The following is a 16,801-nucleotide window of genomic DNA, read 5'->3' on the forward strand; positions in this document are numbered from 1 at the left end:
TAATCGGCATATATTGAGAAACCTTAATCAAATTCGGTGCGATCCCGATCACGTTTTTAACTCTTTAAAAAGAAAAGAGAAATGTGTGATGCGAAATCATACAGAATGATAATGAAAAATAAAGAGTCTGGTTTCCTAACTTTATTTGTCTGGGGTTCAACGCTATTATGTCGAATCTATCTTCGGGGGAATTTTTCTTGGAAAAGCACACGTATTTTTTTTCTGATAAAAAAGTTGTTTTTTTTATCGCTACACTATGCTGTTTGCTCTGGGGAAGTGCTTATCCGGCAATTAAAAATGGTTATGAACTGTTTCACATTGCAGATAATGATATTCCTGGAAAACTCGTTTTCGCAGGTTATCGGTTCGCGTTCGCTGGGCTGTTGCTGCTAGCGCTTGCCGCGCTAAGCGGTCGGTCTATCGGGCGCTTCCAGCGTGGGCAGTTAGTGCAGCTAAGCATCCTAGGAATATTCCAGACATCACTGCAGTACGTTTTTTTCTATATCGGTCTGGCTTATACCACGGGTGTTAAAGGTTCGATCATGAATGCAACCAGTACTTTTTTCAGTGTGCTGCTTGCTCATTATTTATACCAAAATGATAAATTAAATATCAACAAGCTAACTGGCTGTATATTAGGCTTTGTTGGTGTGATGGTCGTTAATATCAATAGTAATGAAATGAGCATCGGTTTTACGCTGCTAGGTGATGGATTCGTTGTGATTGCGGCCTTTATTTTGTCAGCATCAACTATATATGGTAAGCGAATATCACAAACGATGGATCCAACGGTGATGACCGGCTATCAGTTGGCTATTGGTGGGAGTATTTTAACGATATCGGGATACTGTACAGGCGGGACACTCATCATACCAGATTTGAAAGCGGTACTGATGCTGGGTTATCTTATTCTGCTCTCGTCAGTCGCTTTTTCATTATGGAGCCAACTGCTGAAATACAATCGAGTCGGTATGGTTGCACCATTTAATTTCCTCATTCCGGTATCTGGTACGCTGCTGTCAGCGCTGTTCCTTAATGAAAGTATCCTGGAGTGGAAATATTTCTTTGCACTTGTCCTGGTGTGTTCAGGTATTTGGCTGGTTAACCGGGTTGTGAAAAGCGATCGGTAAAATGCTTCGGTCACACAACCCACATAGCGCACTGAAGACACGGCCTGTAGCGTGAAGTTTTAGAGCCGAATAATTTCATGCTATAGCTCCTGCAATCAATCCTGATAATTCACTAATTTCTTTAATATCAATGTAATATGTTTTTCCTTACATTTTCCTGTCATAGCTATATGCGTTACAGCAATGCTCTGGCAGAAGAGAGATAAATTCGGCTTCAGAACATGCGCTTAAGAGTTTTTTGGGTAAAAAGTGTAAGTTTTTCGTGAAAGGTATAAACTTACATAAAAGCATGCGTTTTAGATGCAATGGACTTTTTGTATATCTATCACTTACATAGCAAGCAAATTGTTTCTTTTTTATTATTTTCAAGGATCTTTTTTGTAACGTTTCGTGCGCATTTTTGGCGTAAAAATAGGCATAAAAGTGCTCTGACCAGATAGGGTTTGGCTCATAACACTTTCATTTGTGTGATCTGTATCACATAATGACCAAAATTCTTCTTTGGTCGCGTTGTATGTGCTACGGATTAGGCGGTACAGTTGCGCTGTTTTAGGATTAATCCTATGCTTTGATTGGAGCGGATCTCCTGGATGGGGCTAAAAAGCAACGGATGAACGGATTCACAGCGTGATGCGTAAAGTAGGCAAGTAACGATTGCCCGAATAAGAAATGATGAAAGTAGTAACTCGCAGTATCTGGCACCGATAGTTTTTTATGCCATCAATGGAGAGTGATTTTCGAACTGGGCGATATGGTCTATCACCTAACTTATGTTTTAAACATAGCCTGTCGGGATGGGAAATATGGGTACCTCTGAATTACTCAAACACATTTATGACATTAATCTGTCTTATTTGTTACTGGCGCAACGCTTAATTAATGATGAAAAAGCTTCTGCGATGTTTCGTCTTGGAATCAATGACGAGATGGCCGATGCCTTGATGCAACTGACTTTACCGCAGATGGTGAAATTGGCAGAAACTAACCAGCTGATATGCCATTTCCGTTTTAACGATCACAATACAATCAAAGTGTTGACTCAGGAATCGCGTGTGGATGATTTACAGCAAATTCATACAGGGATTCTGTTGTCGAGCCACTTATTACAACAGTCTTCTTCGAAAGAAGAAAACCTGCCTAAGAAAAGGGCATAAGTAATGGCGGAGAAAAGTATTGTTCAGGAAGCGAAAGATATCCAATTGGCAATGGAACTCATTTCGCTTGGCGCTCGTTTACAGATGTTAGAAAGTGAAACTCAGTTAAGTCGCGGACGTTTGATTAAACTGTATAAAGAATTGAGAGGAAGTCCGCCGCCTAAGGGAATGTTACCTTTTTCAACGGATTGGTTTATGACCTGGGAACAGAATATTCATTCATCAATGTTCTACAACGCATACAGCTTTTTAATCAAGAATGGACAGTGTAGTGGTGTTGAAGCGGTTATTAAATCTTACCGGCTCTATCTCGAACAGTGTGCGCCGCAGAGCGATTCTCCACTGTTGGCATTGACGCGAGCTTGGACACTAGTCCGGTTTGTTGACAGCGGTATGCTGCAACTGTCGTCATGCAATTGCTGCAAAGGGATGTTCATAACTCATGCTCATCAACCTAAAAACAGTTTTGTTTGTAGTTTGTGTCAACCCCCTTCCAGAGCGGTAAAAAAGCGTAAACTTTCGCAAAATCTTGCCGATATAATACCTCAACTGCTGGATGAACAGGTAAAACACGCAGTCTGAGTCTGTAGCGATTTGTGAATCTATCACTGTTGGTTGTGAATACGGTGATAGATTTCTCCTTCAAGAGCGTCCTAGCTACGGCTCCACAGTTTTATCTCACTTTCCGCCCACCTTTTTTATTATAAGGATTCCTTGTGCTGGTTATATTGGGTTATATCGTAATTGTGGCCTCGATACTCGGCGGTTATCTCATGGTCGGTGGGGCCTTGGGTGCGCTTTACCAACCTTCGGAGCTATTGATTATCGGCGGTGCGGCGGTAGGTGCTTTCATCGTTGGTAACAATGGAAAGGCGATAAAAGCAACACTACGAGCGTTACCGCTTTTGGTCAAAAGCTCCAAGTATAATAAAGCACTGTATATGGATCTGATGGCCTTACTCTTTCGTGTGATGGCCAAATCTCGTCAGCAAGGCATGCTTTCCCTGGAGTTTGATATTGATAACCCTCGCGAGAGTGAAATTTTCTCGAGCTATCCGAATATTCTTGCTGACAACACCGTTGTTGAGTTTATTACCGATTATTTGCGTTTGATGGTCAGCGGCAACATGAATGCGTTTGAGATTGAAACGCTGATGGATGAAGAGATCGAAACGATTGAACATGAAAGTGAAGTTCCCGCATCCAGCTTGACGATGATGGGTGACGGTCTTCCTGCATTTGGTATCGTCGCTGCCGTTATGGGGGTTGTTCACTCACTCGCCTATGTTGACCGTCCTGCAGCTGAGTTGGGGATGATGATCGCTCACGCTATGGTGGGTACCTTCCTAGGGATTTTACTTGCTTACGGTTTTGTCTCCCCATTAGCCGCGTTGCTGCGTCAAAAAAATGCAGAAAAAATCAAAGTGTTGCAGTGCATTAAAGTCACTTTACTGTCTAGCCTTAATGGCTACGCTCCGCAAATTGCCGTTGAATTTGGTCGTAAAACGCTGTACTCAACGGAGCGTCCTTCCTTTACCGAGCTGGAAGAACATATTCGTCGTGTGAAATCGCCGACTCAGCAAGCGTCGGACAGTAACGCATGAAGCATCAACATCCCATTATTCGCAAAAAGCGTAAGTCTGGACATGGAGGCCACCATGGTGGCTCCTGGAAGATCGCCTACGCTGATTTCATGACAGCAATGATGGCATTGTTTCTTGTAATGTGGCTTATCGCAATTTCTACGCCAATGCAGTTAGCCCAAATCGCAGAGTATTTCCGCACTCCGTTAAAGGTCGCGTTAACTTCAGGTTCTAAATCAAGCGACAGTTCCAGCCCGATTCCCGGTGGAGGAAACGATCCAACCCAGCAAGATGGTGAAGTGAAAAAGGTCATCAAAACAGACAACGTGGAAAAAAAGCTGGATGAGGTTCGACTTAATAGACTGCGTGAACGTTTGGATCAGTTAATTGAGGCCGATCCTCGACTACGCGCACTGCGCCCACATCTGTTAATTGAGATGATCGATGAAGGGTTACGTATCCAGATCATCGATAGTCAAAATCGCCCCATGTTTAAAACAGGGAGCGCACAGGTTGAGCCTTACATGCGAGATATCCTGCGTGCGATAGCGCCTATTTTGAACGATTTCCCCAATAAACTGAGTATTTCAGGCCATACTGATGATGTTCAGTATACGACAGGGGAACGTGGCTATAGTAACTGGGAACTGTCTGCAGATCGTGCCAACGCATCACGCCGAGAGCTTATTTTTGGTGGTTTGTCTGATGGAAAAGTTTTGCGCGTTGTGGGTATGGCTGCGACAATGAATCTTAAACAGGCGACAAGTGGAAATGATGCGATTAACCGACGCATCAGTTTGTTGGTATTGAGCAAACAAGCTCAAAAGGATATTGAAGAAGAAAATGCAGAAAGCTCTGCCGTAAATATAGACAAGGCGGAAAATTTACAAAATATGGGGTTGGATAAGCCTAAACCTACCACTCCGGCTGCCGAAAATAGTGATAATAATACGAGTGGAAGTGGTAGAGCATCACCACAACCAACTAATGGAGTTCCTGCTCCAGAGCGTCAACAGCCAACCACAGCGTTGCCTGCTGCGCCCGATAGTCAGGCGACGCCTTCTCAATAAGCCGCGATTCACAGCAGAGGTGACCACGTGAGCATGGACATGAGTGCTTTCTATCAAACGTTCTTTGATGAAGCAGATGAATTACTGGCAGATATGGAACAACATTTATTATTGTTGGATCCGTCAGAGCCTGATACCGAGCAATTGAATGCGATTTTCCGAGCAGCTCACTCCATCAAAGGGGGCGCAGGCACGTTCGGTTTTAAAGTATTGCAGGAAACTACACACATTTTAGAAAACCTACTCGATGGGGCAAGACGCGGAGAAATGCGTCTTAGCACTGATATCATCAACCTGTTTCTGGAAACAAAAGACATTATGCAGGATCAGTTGGACGCTTATAAAACCGCGCAGGAACCCAATGCTGAAAGCTTTGAGTATATCTGTCAGGCCCTGCGCCAGCTCGCTCTGGAATCTAAAGCTGATGGTGATGTTGCCCAGGCTGAGGCACCAGTTGCAACACAGAACACAGCCAGCTCAGCTTCTAGCGCTGCAGGTAAAGGTGAAATGCGTATTGCATTAACCGGCCTGAAATCTCAAGAAATACCTCAGATGTTGGAAGAGCTTGGTAATCTGGGGACCGTTAAAGATCCTCACCAGACTGATACTAGCGTAGAAGTGACACTGGTTACGTCTGAAAGTGAAGACGATATTAGTGCTGTTCTGTGTTTTGTTCTTGAACCTGAGCAAATTAGCTTTAAATCTACCGTGGCCAGCCAACCTGTTGTTGCTGAAGTTGTGGAGACACTGGCGGTAGTCGAAGCACCGGCACCGGCACCGGCACCGGTAGCGACAGTTGCGCCAGCTGCTGCAAAACCGCAAGCTGCACCGGAAAATGGAAAAAATAAAGCAAAAACCGGTGATACCAGTATTCGTGTAGCGGTTGAGAAGGTTGACCAGCTTATCAACCTCGTCGGTGAGTTGGTGATTACGCAATCTATGTTGGCACAGCGCTCAAGCGAACTCGACCCTGTTGCACATGGCGACCTGCTCAACAGTATGGGGCAGTTGGAACGCAATGCCCGTGATCTGCAAGAATCGGTCATGTCCATTCGTATGATGCCGATGGAATATGTATTTAGCCGTTTCCCTCGTTTGGTTCGTGACTTGGCGGCGAAGTTGGATAAGCAGGTCGAGCTAACGCTGATGGGGAGTTCGACTGAATTGGATAAGAGCTTGATCGAACGTATTATCGACCCCCTGACACACTTGGTGCGTAACAGCCTCGATCACGGTATCGAATCTCCAGATAAACGCGTTGCTGCAGGTAAATCTGCGGTGGGTAACCTGACTCTGTCTGCGGAACATCAGGGCGGTAACATCTGTATTGAAGTTATCGATGATGGCGCAGGGCTCAACCGTGAAAGAATTCTGGCTAAGGCTCTGTCTCAAGGGCTGGCTGTGAGCGACACAATGTCTGATGAAGAAGTGGGCATGTTGATCTTTGCCCCAGGCTTCTCCACCGCAGAAAAGGTTACAGACGTGTCTGGCCGCGGTGTCGGCATGGACGTGGTTAAGCGGAATATCCAGGAAATGGGTGGGCATGTCGAAATCCACTTTCAGGCTGGAAAAGGCACAACTATCAGAATTTTGTTACCATTAACGTTAGCCATCCTCGATGGTATGTCCGTTAAAGTTAACAACGAAGTCTTTATTCTCCCGCTTAATGCTGTGATGGAATCCCTGCAGCCTCAGTCGGAAGACCTGTACCCATTAGCCGGCGGCGAGCGTGTACTGCAAGTTCGTGGTGAATATTTACCTCTCGTTGAGCTATTCCATATTTTTGATGTGGATGGCGCTAAAACGGATGCGACTCAGGGTATAGTTGTGATTCTGCAGAGTGCGGGACGACGTTATGCCTTGTTGGTCGATCAGTTGATTGGGCAACATCAGGTCGTCGTTAAAAATCTGGAAAGTAATTATCGCAAGGTACCAGGCGTTTCAGCCGCTACCATTCTTGGTGATGGCAGCGTTGCGCTGATTGTGGATGTTTCAGCGTTACAAGCGCTTAATCGTGAAAAGCGTGTGGTTGAAACTGCTGCTTAATAAAACAGATCATTAATAAAGGGTGGAAAACATGACTGGACTTGCAAGCGTCACGAAATTAACTGGCGAAACAGTAGGACAGGAATTCCTGATTTTTACGCTGGGTGACGAAGAGTACGGCGTTGATATTTTAAAAGTACAAGAAATTCGCGGTTATGACCAGGTAACACGTATTGCTAACACACCTTCCTTCATCAAGGGTGTTACCAACTTACGCGGCGTCATTGTACCGATTGTTGACTTGCGTATTAAGTTCGCTAAGCAGGATGTTGAATACGATGACAACACAGTTGTTATTGTTCTGAATCTTGGTCAGCGTGTTGTTGGTATTGTCGTTGATGGTGTGTCGGATGTGTTGTCATTGACCGCAGACCAAATTCGCCCTGCACCGGAGTTTGCCGTAACCCTGTCAACGGAGTACCTGACTGGCTTGGGTTCTTTGGGCGAGAGAATGCTGATTTTGGTTGATATCGAAAAACTGTTGAGCAGCGAAGAAATGGCGCTGGTTGATAGCGTATTGAGAACCTAATCCATCGGCCTTCTGGGGCTACGAAAGTAGCCCCGAAAACCTTCCTTAGTCGTATCCTTGTCAGTTCAGAAATTCGTAAAGATATCCAGAATAGTGCCGATATTATCGGTGGTAGATCTACTCAAAAGGCGTTATATGTTTAACCGTATAAAAGTTGTCACAGGTTTGATGCTTGTACTGGTGTTGTTTGGGGCTCTTCAGCTTATTTCTGGTGGTTTATTCTTCAGTGCATTAAAAAATGATAAGGATATCTTCAGTTCAACGCAGGTGATTAACCAGAAACGTTCCGAACTTGATTCCGCATGGTCATATTTATTACAAACCCGTAATACACTTAATCGTGCGGGAACGCGTTTCGCACTCGATGTAAACGGTACGGGAGCGGGTGTCGGTGGAAAAGAGCTTTTGGTTTCAGCCCAAAAACAACTGTCTGTAGCAAACGACTTTTTCTCCCGTTATGAAAAAGTTCCGCAAGATGCTCGTCAGGACGAAAGTATCGCTAGGGGCGTAAAAGAGAATTATGTGGCTCTGAATGGCGCGTTGACCGAATTAATTCAGTTTTTGAATGCAGGTGAATTTAAAAAATTTATTGAGCAGCCGACACAAAGTTTTCAGGACAAATTTGAAAAAGCGTATTACGCCTATAAAACTGAAAGCGATAGACTTTATCAAGCTGGTATAGCGAAAAATGACGCCGCTTACGACTCAGCGCTTTGGATCCTTGGTTTCATTGTCATACTGGTTTTTGCGCTAGCGCTGATTTCCTGGATTAGTATTCAACAACTATTAATCAAGCCGCTGAATAATATTGTTGAACACATTCGTCATATTGCGAAAGGTGATTTGACAAAAACGACTAATTTTCACAGCAGTAATGAAATGGGGATTCTGGCTGACAGTATTCGCCATATGCAAAGTGAGTTTGTTTCAACGGTTAGTGCTGTTCGACAAGGTGCCGATGCGATTTATACTGGCGCAACGGAGATTAGTGCCGGAAATAACGATCTTTCTTCACGTACTGAGCAGCAGGCTGCTTCGCTAGAAGAAACGGCAGCGAGTATGGAACAGTTGACCGCAACCGTTAAACAGAATGCGGAAAATGCTCGTCAAGCTAGCCAGTTGGCGCTGAGTGCGTCAGAGACGGCACAGAAGGGCGGCAAGGTCGTCGATAATGTTGTCAAAACCATGCACAATATCGCTGGAAGTTCGCAAAAAATTGCCGATATTACTAGTGTGATTGATGGTATTGCTTTCCAAACCAACATTCTTGCACTGAATGCGGCGGTTGAGGCAGCCAGAGCAGGGGAGCAAGGGCGTGGGTTTGCGGTTGTTGCAGGCGAAGTACGTAGTTTGGCACAGCGTAGTGCTCAGGCTGCGAAAGAAATTAAAAGTCTAATTGAAGATTCTGTCAGCCGGGTTGATGAAGGTTCTGTATTGGTTGAGAGTGCCGGCGAGACGATGGACGAAATTGTCAGTGCTGTCACTCGTGTAACAGATATCATGGGCGAAATTGCCTCAGCCTCAGATGAGCAAAGTAAAGGTATCGATCAGGTTGGTCAGGCTGTGACTGAAATGGATCGCGTAACGCAACAAAATGCCTCTTTGGTCGAAGAGTCTGCTGCCGCAGCGGTTGCTCTGGAAGAACAGGTGAAAGTGCTGAATCAGGCTGTTGCTGTATTCCGTCTGTCTGACGATGCGGGTTCTTTTAGAAGAACGGCGCCAGTAACGACGGGCCAAAAAACTGTATTGCTGGCGCCATCAGCAAATGGCGGTAAGAAAGCTAAAGAAGGTTCACCCAATGATAATTGGGAAACGTTCTGATAAAAACCGTCGTATAGGCTATAAATAACCAAGCTGTTGGACGCGTTATCGAGCCAATCCCCAGTCGCTTATGTATAAGGTGGCTGGGTGATTGTTTACTCGCCATAATTTAGAAAATGAACATGCAAGTAATTTGTCACTGTGTGCTTGGGGTTTATAAGCGAGATAGCACTTGGTGCTTTGAAGCAGAGTAATTCATGGTATTGTGCAATCTTTAACTTATGTTATGGATAGGATGGGGTGAGACTGGCTGCGGTATTAAGGCCAAAGAATAAAGCAGGTAGCACGGCTGTGATGAGAGGGAAGTGCCACCCAACAGCATGTGGCTTTGGTAGAACGAACACGCTAACTTGCTCTGTTTGCAGAACTTGTAAAGTGTATTACCAATACAGTGTCAGTTTTAATCGCAATGCGATGAGCAATTGACGAATGACAATAAAACCCTGCGTTAACTGTAGAGGAAAGTTCAGATTGAAAAAAACCATAGCAAAAAACACTATTCGAGCGGTTTGATATGAAAAGTACATCGTCGCAAAATCGCCCTGAATCTGCCTCTATTCTGACGCAGATGGTTGATCGGTTGCCGTTGTCGGACACGCATTTCCGACGAATCAGCCAATTAATATATCAGCGTGCTGGCATTGTCCTGGCCGATCACAAACGTGAAATGGTTTATAACCGCTTGGTTAGGCGTCTCCGTTTGCTTGGAATCAATGATTTCGGTCAGTACTTAGCATTATTAGAGTCAGATCCTAACAGTGCAGAATGGCAAGCCTTTGTTAATGCGTTAACCACTAACCTGACGGCGTTTTTCCGTGAAGCGCATCATTTTCCTATATTGGCCGAGCATGTCAGAAAACGTCCAAATGGCTACACCATCTGGAGTACGGCGGCTTCTACAGGGGAAGAGCCTTATTCGTTGGCAATGACACTCGCTGAGGTTTTAGGTAATAAGGCGAGTGGGTGTCAGGTATGGGCCAGTGATATTGATACTCAGGTGTTAGAAAAGGCAACGGCTGGCATCTATAGGCAAGAAGAATTGCGCTCTCTTTCTCCACAACAACTACAGCGGTTTTTTTTGCGCGGCACCGGACCACATAGCGGTTTGGTTCGTGTACGTCCTGAGCTTGCATCAATGGTGCATTTCCAACAACTCAATCTGCTCGCACCCGATTGGTCCGTTCCTGCACCATTCGATGCTATTTTTTGTCGTAATATAATGATTTACTTCGATAAAGAAACTCAAGAGCGTATTCTCCGTCGATTCGTCCCGATGCTTAAACCGGGGGGGTTGTTATTTGCAGGGCATTCAGAGAATTTCAGCCAGATCAGTCGCGAATTCTATTTGCGTGGGCAAACTGTATATGGGCTGGCTAAGGAAAGATAATGAGCAAAATAAGAGTATTATGCGTTGATGATTCTGCCCTCATGCGCCAGATCATGACTGAAATAATTAATAGCCATTCCGATATGGAGGTTGTCGCGACTGCGCCAGATCCATTAGTTGCTCGTGATTTGATTAAAAAATTCAATCCTCAGGTATTAACGTTGGATGTTGAAATGCCACGTATGGATGGGTTGGATTTTCTTGAGAAGCTTATGCGTTTGCGCCCGATGCCGGTTGTCATGGTGTCATCCCTGACGGGAAAAGGGTCGGAAATTACGCTTCGTGCTCTGGAGCTTGGTGCGATTGATTTTGTCACTAAACCTCAGTTAGGTATTCGTGAGGGGATGCTGGCGTATAGCGAGCTGATTGCGGAAAAAATTCGCATGGCAGCGAAGGCGCGTTTGCCGCAACGTAGTACTGCAGCGGAGCCGACAAAAATTATTCAGCATATGCCACTGCTCAGTAGTGAGAAATTGATCGCGATTGGTGCATCGACGGGGGGAACGGAAGCGATACGGCATGTATTACAGCCTCTGCCGCCGACAAGCCCTGCATTACTGATTACACAGCATATGCCGCCAGGTTTTACGAAATCTTTCGCCGAGCGGTTGAACAAGCTGTGTCAGATTACGGTGAAAGAAGCAGAAGACGGGGAACGTGTTCTTCCTGGTCATGCTTACATTGCGCCGGGCGCTCGCCATCTTGAATTGGCGCGTAGCGGAGCAAACTATCAGGTACGTTTAAATGATGGACCTCCCGTTAATCGGCATCGTCCATCAGTAGATGTGTTATTCCGTTCGGTTGCACAATACGCTGGGCGAAATGCCGTAGGGGTCATCCTTACTGGAATGGGTAATGATGGGGCGGCCGGCATGCTGGAACTCCATCAGGCTGGTGCTTATACTCTGGCCCAAAATGAAGCAAGTTGTGTGGTTTTCGGGATGCCACGTGAAGCGATTGCTATGGGTGGCGTTGATGAAGTGGTGGATTTGCACCAGGTGAGCCAGCGCATGTTGGCACAAATCTCTGCCGGACAGGCATTACGTATATAAGCAGCTCTCGGTGAGCAATAAATATTTTAGGAGTAGGTATGGCCGATAAAGAACTCAGATTTCTGGTAGTGGACGATTTTTCGACGATGCGCCGAATTGTCCGTAACCTGCTGAAGGAACTGGGCTTTAATAACGTAGAAGAGGCAGAAGATGGTGCTGATGCGCTAAACAAGCTTCGCGCTAGTGCTTTTGATTTCGTCATTTCTGACTGGAATATGCCCAACATGGACGGACTGGAGCTGCTCCAGACTATTCGTGCTGACGGTGCGCTTTCCAGCCTTCCTGTGCTGATGGTAACAGCGGAAGCGAAGAAAGAGAACATTATCGCTGCAGCACAAGCGGGTGCTAGCGGCTATGTAGTTAAACCATTTACTGCAGCTACCCTTGAAGAAAAACTGAATAAGATTTTCGAAAAATTGGGTATGTAAGGGGATCTTATGACGCCACATATGCCGTCCGTGAACGATACAGCTTCAGCAACCGAGATCATTTCGCGTATTGGCCAATTGACTCGTATGCTGCGCGACAGCTTGAAAGAGTTGGGTCTGGATAATGCGATAGCGGAAGCTGCAGAGGCTATTCCTGATGCCCGCGATCGTCTTGACTATGTTGTCCAGATGACTGCGCAAGCGGCAGAGCGCGCGCTTAGCTGCGTAGAGGCTGCACAGCCACGTCAAAACCAACTAGAAGCTGATGCTAAGTCTCTGAAGGCTCGTTGGGATGAATGGTTCGAGAATCCAATCGAGCTGGCTGATGCGCGTGAGTTAGTGACGGATACGCGTAGCTATCTTGAAGATGTACCACAGCATACCTCATTTACCAACGCCCAGCTGTTGGAAATTATGATGGCGCAGGATTTCCAGGACCTTACCGGTCAGGTTATCAAGCGTATGATGGATGTTGTCCAAGAGATTGAAAAACAATTGCTGATGGTGTTGCTGGAAAACATCCCAGAAAAACCAGACGCGCCTAAGCGTGTAAATGATGGTCTGCTGAACGGGCCACAGTTGGATAAAGGTGCAGCAGGTATCGTCGCCAATCAGGATCAGGTTGATGACCTTCTGGATAGCCTTGGGTTCTAATGCATTTTGCTTCAGGAAAGGGAGTGATTCCCTTTTTTGAAAAAATGATGGACACCATCGCCCAGTTATTTATGGCCAGTCTATGGCCATAAATAGCTAAATCCGATTTTTCCCGCCTTTCACCCTTACTATTCGTTAAAGAAGCGTTGGTTTTTCTCGTTGTTCCAGCCATAAAACTTTTCCGTATTTGTCATGCTAGGCAGCAAATTCCTATCCCGAAAGTCGTAACAGGAACGCCATAGTGGCAGATGATAGCGATCTAGAAAAAACAGAAGCCCCCACTCCCCAAAAGGAGGAAAAGGCGCGTGAAGAAGGCCAGATACCACGATCGCGAGAGCTGACTTCTGTTCTGATGATGGTCGCCGGATTGGCTATTTTGTGGATAGGCGGCGATGCGATGGCTGGCCGATTAGCCAGAATTGTCTCACAGTCGTTAAATTTTGATTACGCAACGATTGGTGACGATACGCAAATGCTACGGCATGTTGGCTCATTGCTGCGTCAGGCTGCATCGGCGTTAATACCTATTATGTTAGGGGCTGTGTTGGTTGCACTGTCTGCTCCTTTGCTGCTTGGTGGGGTATTATTTAGTACCAAATCATTAAAAGTTGATTTCAAAAAATTAGATCCTATTTCTGGGCTAAAACGGTTGTTTTCTGCCCAGTCACTGGCTGAGCTTTTTAAAGCAATATTAAAATCGGTCATGGTCGGTATCATTAGTACGCTGTTTTTGATCCATAACTGGCCAAAAATATTGCATTTAATCTCCGAATCGCCGATTGCGGCGCTAGGTGATGCGTTAGAATTGGCCGTAATGTGTGGCTTTCTCATCATTATGGGCCTTATTCCTATGGTCGCTTTTGATGTATTTTGGCAAGTCTGGAGCCACATCAAAAAGTTACGGATGAGCAAGCAGGAAATCAGGGACGAGCATAAACAGAGCGAAGGCGATCCTCATGTTAAAGGCCGTATTCGTCAGCAACAAAGGGCGATAGCCCAACGCAGAATGATGGCTGATGTGCCTAAGGCTGATGTGATAGTCACTAACCCGACGCACTATGCGGTAGCATTACGTTATGATGAGAAAAAAATGAATGCGCCGAAAGTGTTGGCTAAAGGAGCGGGTGAGATCGCGTTGCGTATTCGTGAGTTGGGGGCTGAGCATCGCGTCCCTATTCTAGAAGCGCCGCCGTTGGCGCGAGCGCTATTTCGTCATTCAGAGGTCGGAGAGCATATTCCGGCTGCGTTGTATGCTGCTGTTGCAGAAGTCTTAGCTTGGGTTTATCAACTGAAACGCTGGAAGCGGGAAGGTGGATTAATTCCTAGAAAACCGAAACATTTACCAGTGCCTGATGCGCTGGATTTTGCTAAAGAGAATACTACTGATGGCTAATTTGGCCTCTTTGCTTCGTTTACCGAGTAATATGAAAGGTACCCAATGGCAAATATTAGCCGGACCTATACTGATCCTGCTGATACTTTCCATGATGGTATTGCCGCTGCCGCCATTCATTCTGGATCTGCTCTTTACTTTTAACATCGCACTGTCAATCATGGTATTGCTGGTTGCGATGTTCACGCAACGGACGCTAGAGTTTGCTGCATTCCCTACTATTCTGCTGTTTTCTACGTTGCTGCGTTTGTCACTCAACGTTGCATCTACCCGTATTATTTTACTGGAAGGTCATACGGGCACTACTGCTGCCGGTAAAGTCGTTGAATCATTTGGTCACTTTCTGGTTGGCGGGAATTTCGCCATCGGTATTGTGGTCTTTATCATTCTTGTCTTAATCAACTTTATGGTTATCACCAAAGGTGCCGGACGTATTGCTGAAGTGGGCGCGCGTTTTGTGCTAGACGGTATGCCAGGTAAACAGATGGCGATCGATGCCGATCTTAATGCTGGGATCATTGGTGAAGAAGAGGCGAAAAAACGCCGTGCTGAGGTGACGCAAGAATCAGACTTTTACGGTTCAATGGATGGTGCCAGTAAGTTCGTGCGCGGCGATGCCATCGCCGGACTGATTATTATGGTCATTAACGTTATTGGCGGATTGATCGTTGGTGTTGTACAGCATGGTATGCCGGTAGGACAGGCAGCGGAAAGCTATACGTTGCTTACAATCGGTGATGGTCTGGTTGCCCAGATTCCTGCTCTGATTATTTCTACCGCAGCGGGTGTTATTGTTACCCGCGTGAGTACCGATCAGGATGTTGGCCAGCAGATGGTCACCCAGTTATTCAACAATCCACGGGTCATGGTGTTGAGTGCGGCGGTTATCGGGCTTATTGGGTTGGTTCCAGGAATGCCTAATTTTGTCTTTTTGTTATTCACTGCATCTTTGTTAGGGCTTGCCTGGTGGATGCGCGGTGAGCAGCAAAAAGAACCTGAGGTGCAGCCTATACCAGCAGCGATGGAGAAGCATCAGGTTATCGAAGCCAGCTGGTCTGACGTACAGCTTGAGGACCCGCTAGGTATGGAAGTGGGTTATCGCTTGATTCCAATGGTTGATGCTCAGCAAGACGGTGAGTTGTTGGGCAGGATTCGTAGTATCAGGAAGAAATTTGCTCAGGAGATGGGATATTTACCGCCAGTGGTTCATATCCGGGATAATTTAGAGCTTCAGCCTGCCAGCTATCGCATATTGATGAAAGGTGTCGAGGTTGGGAGCGGTGAAGCTCACCCTGGGCGTTGGATGGCAATCAATCCAGGTAATGCGGTTGGCACTTTGTCTGGCGATATCACGCAGGACCCTGCGTTTGGGTTGCCGGCCGTCTGGATTGATAATGCCCTGAAAGAACAAGCTCAGGCTCAAGGCTTCACGGTCGTAGAGGCCAGTACGGTGGTGGCAACACATTTGAACCACTTAATTGCATTACATGCCAGTGAATTGTTTGGAAGGCAAGAAGCTCAGCAACTGATGGATCGCGTTGCGCAGGAAATGCCAAAACTGACAGAAGATTTTATTCCTGGCGTGGTGACACTGACAACGTTGCACAAAGTGTTGCAAAATCTGCTTAGCGAAAGGGTTTCTATTAGGGATATGCGCACCATCATGGAGACATTGGCTGAACATGCGCCAGTGCAGCCAGATCCTTATGAACTTACTACGGTAGTCAGGGTTGCTCTGGGGCGCGCCATCACTCAGCAGTGGTTCCCAGGAGACAGCGAGCTTCAGGTAATCGGTCTGGAAGGGTCGTTGGAACGTCTTCTGTTACAGGCGCTTCAAGGAGGCGGTGGCCTTGAACCAGGTCTTGCCGATCGCTTGCTTGAACAGGCGAAACAGGCGCTACAGCGGCAGGAAATGCTGGGTGCTCCGCCAGTTCTGCTTGTGAACCATGCTTTACGTGCTTTGCTCGCTCGCTTCCTGCATCGTAGCCTGCCAAACATGGCCGTGCTTTCTAATTTGGAAATCAGCGATCATCGCCAGATCCGTATGACATCTATTATAGGGGAAGCGCAGAAATGAAGGCGGTGACGTGTTTTCTGTCTGCCGCTGTGATGGCATTTCCGTTCTATGCGATGGCGACGCCCGGTAGTTGGAACGGAAGTATAACTACTGGGATAAATTTGGATTATCGTGGTGAAATGGTCACGACGTCTGCGTTTTCTCCTAATATCGCCGTTAAGCCAGAAGAAACCATTACGACAATATATTGGCGACATCTTATCGATTCGGAGATACCAACAGGGCTTGCGGTTAAACTTTGTTCGAAAACACCGCAGCGCTGTGTTGATTTAGATGGGAGCGGGGATGGGCAAACTCGTTCATTTGAGGGACTCGCCGCTAACAATGAGTTTCGATTTGTCTACTATATTGCAGGAACTGGACGTCTTAATCGTACATTCAGCGTCCGTACGATAGATATTGCAGTAAACTATAAATAGTTGATTTAAAGACGTAATGGTTTTGGATGATAAAAAGTCTCCGCTGAAATGCAGAGAC

At 46.1% G+C, this 16,801-nt stretch carries 15 protein-coding genes; all 15 read left to right on the plus strand.

Features of this window, described 5'->3' with window-relative positions; genetic code table 11:
• Nucleotides 1–167 precede the first annotated feature (167 nt).
• The 15 genes from H0247_RS10890 to H0247_RS10960 all read left to right on the plus strand — a co-directional run bounded on the left by H0247_RS10890 (nucleotide 168) and on the right by H0247_RS10960 (nucleotide 16,743).
• On the plus strand, nucleotides 168–1,130 hold the full coding sequence (locus tag H0247_RS10890) for a DMT family transporter (RefSeq protein ID WP_180742557.1): 963 nt from the start codon (nucleotides 168–170) through the stop codon (nucleotides 1,128–1,130).
• Nucleotides 1,131–1,933: 803 nt separating this feature from the next.
• Nucleotides 1,934–2,284 (plus strand): flagellar transcriptional regulator FlhD, encoded by a 351-nt coding sequence (gene flhD / locus H0247_RS10895; protein WP_180742558.1) that lies wholly within the window; start codon nucleotides 1,934–1,936, stop codon nucleotides 2,282–2,284.
• 3 nt (nucleotides 2,285–2,287) lie between these two features.
• Entirely contained in the window at nucleotides 2,288–2,866 is a 579-nt protein-coding gene (flhC, locus tag H0247_RS10900; RefSeq protein ID WP_015840815.1) for a flagellar transcriptional regulator FlhC, read from the plus strand.
• A gap of 134 nt (nucleotides 2,867–3,000) precedes the next feature.
• Complete coding sequence (motA, locus tag H0247_RS10905) at nucleotides 3,001–3,888, plus strand: flagellar motor stator protein MotA (RefSeq protein WP_014915923.1); 888 nt, start codon at nucleotides 3,001–3,003, stop codon at nucleotides 3,886–3,888.
• Nucleotides 3,885–4,937: a flagellar motor protein MotB gene (gene motB / locus H0247_RS10910; protein WP_180742559.1), complete on the plus strand. Its 1,053-nt coding sequence runs from the start codon at nucleotides 3,885–3,887 to the stop codon at nucleotides 4,935–4,937. The genes motA and motB overlap by 4 nt, the downstream gene beginning before the upstream one ends.
• A gap of 39 nt (nucleotides 4,938–4,976) precedes the next feature.
• On the plus strand, nucleotides 4,977–6,983 hold the full coding sequence (gene cheA, locus H0247_RS10915) for a chemotaxis protein CheA (protein WP_180742560.1): 2,007 nt from the start codon (nucleotides 4,977–4,979) through the stop codon (nucleotides 6,981–6,983).
• A gap of 31 nt (nucleotides 6,984–7,014) precedes the next feature.
• Nucleotides 7,015–7,512: a chemotaxis protein CheW gene (gene cheW, locus H0247_RS10920; protein WP_180742561.1), complete on the plus strand. Its 498-nt coding sequence runs from the start codon at nucleotides 7,015–7,017 to the stop codon at nucleotides 7,510–7,512.
• Nucleotides 7,513–7,647: 135 nt separating this feature from the next.
• Nucleotides 7,648–9,333 carry a methyl-accepting chemotaxis protein gene (locus H0247_RS10925; RefSeq protein WP_180742562.1) on the plus strand — a complete coding sequence of 562 codons (1,686 nt, stop codon included), beginning with the start codon at nucleotides 7,648–7,650 and terminating at the stop codon, nucleotides 9,331–9,333.
• Between the two features lie 514 nt (nucleotides 9,334–9,847).
• Complete coding sequence (cheR, locus tag H0247_RS10930; protein ID WP_180742563.1) at nucleotides 9,848–10,720, plus strand: protein-glutamate O-methyltransferase CheR; 873 nt, start codon at nucleotides 9,848–9,850, stop codon at nucleotides 10,718–10,720.
• Nucleotides 10,720–11,772 carry a chemotaxis response regulator protein-glutamate methylesterase gene (locus H0247_RS10935; protein WP_180742564.1) on the plus strand — a complete coding sequence of 351 codons (1,053 nt, stop codon included), beginning with the start codon at nucleotides 10,720–10,722 and terminating at the stop codon, nucleotides 11,770–11,772. Before cheR ends, H0247_RS10935 begins: the two co-directional genes overlap by 1 nt.
• A gap of 38 nt (nucleotides 11,773–11,810) precedes the next feature.
• Nucleotides 11,811–12,200, plus strand: a complete 390-nt coding sequence (gene cheY / locus H0247_RS10940) for a chemotaxis response regulator CheY (RefSeq protein ID WP_005970714.1) — start codon at nucleotides 11,811–11,813, stop codon at nucleotides 12,198–12,200.
• Between the two features lie 9 nt (nucleotides 12,201–12,209).
• Nucleotides 12,210–12,854 carry a protein phosphatase CheZ gene (cheZ, locus tag H0247_RS10945; RefSeq protein WP_180742565.1) on the plus strand — a complete coding sequence of 215 codons (645 nt, stop codon included), beginning with the start codon at nucleotides 12,210–12,212 and terminating at the stop codon, nucleotides 12,852–12,854.
• A 241-nt stretch (nucleotides 12,855–13,095) separates the two neighbouring features.
• Nucleotides 13,096–14,247: a flagellar biosynthesis protein FlhB gene (gene flhB, locus H0247_RS10950; RefSeq protein ID WP_180742566.1), complete on the plus strand. Its 1,152-nt coding sequence runs from the start codon at nucleotides 13,096–13,098 to the stop codon at nucleotides 14,245–14,247.
• The gene (gene flhA, locus H0247_RS10955) at nucleotides 14,240–16,324 is read left to right on the plus strand and encodes a flagellar biosynthesis protein FlhA (RefSeq protein WP_180742567.1); all 2,085 of its coding nucleotides are present in this window, start codon (nucleotides 14,240–14,242) and stop codon (nucleotides 16,322–16,324) included. Before flhB ends, flhA begins: the two co-directional genes overlap by 8 nt.
• Nucleotides 16,321–16,743 carry a flagellar protein FlhE gene (locus H0247_RS10960; protein ID WP_180742568.1) on the plus strand — a complete coding sequence of 141 codons (423 nt, stop codon included), beginning with the start codon at nucleotides 16,321–16,323 and terminating at the stop codon, nucleotides 16,741–16,743. Before flhA ends, H0247_RS10960 begins: the two co-directional genes overlap by 4 nt.
• Nucleotides 16,744–16,801: the final 58 nt, after the last annotated feature.

The organism is Pectobacterium sp. CFBP8739, assembly GCF_013449375.1.
Lineage (GTDB): Bacteria > Pseudomonadota > Gammaproteobacteria > Enterobacterales > Enterobacteriaceae > Pectobacterium.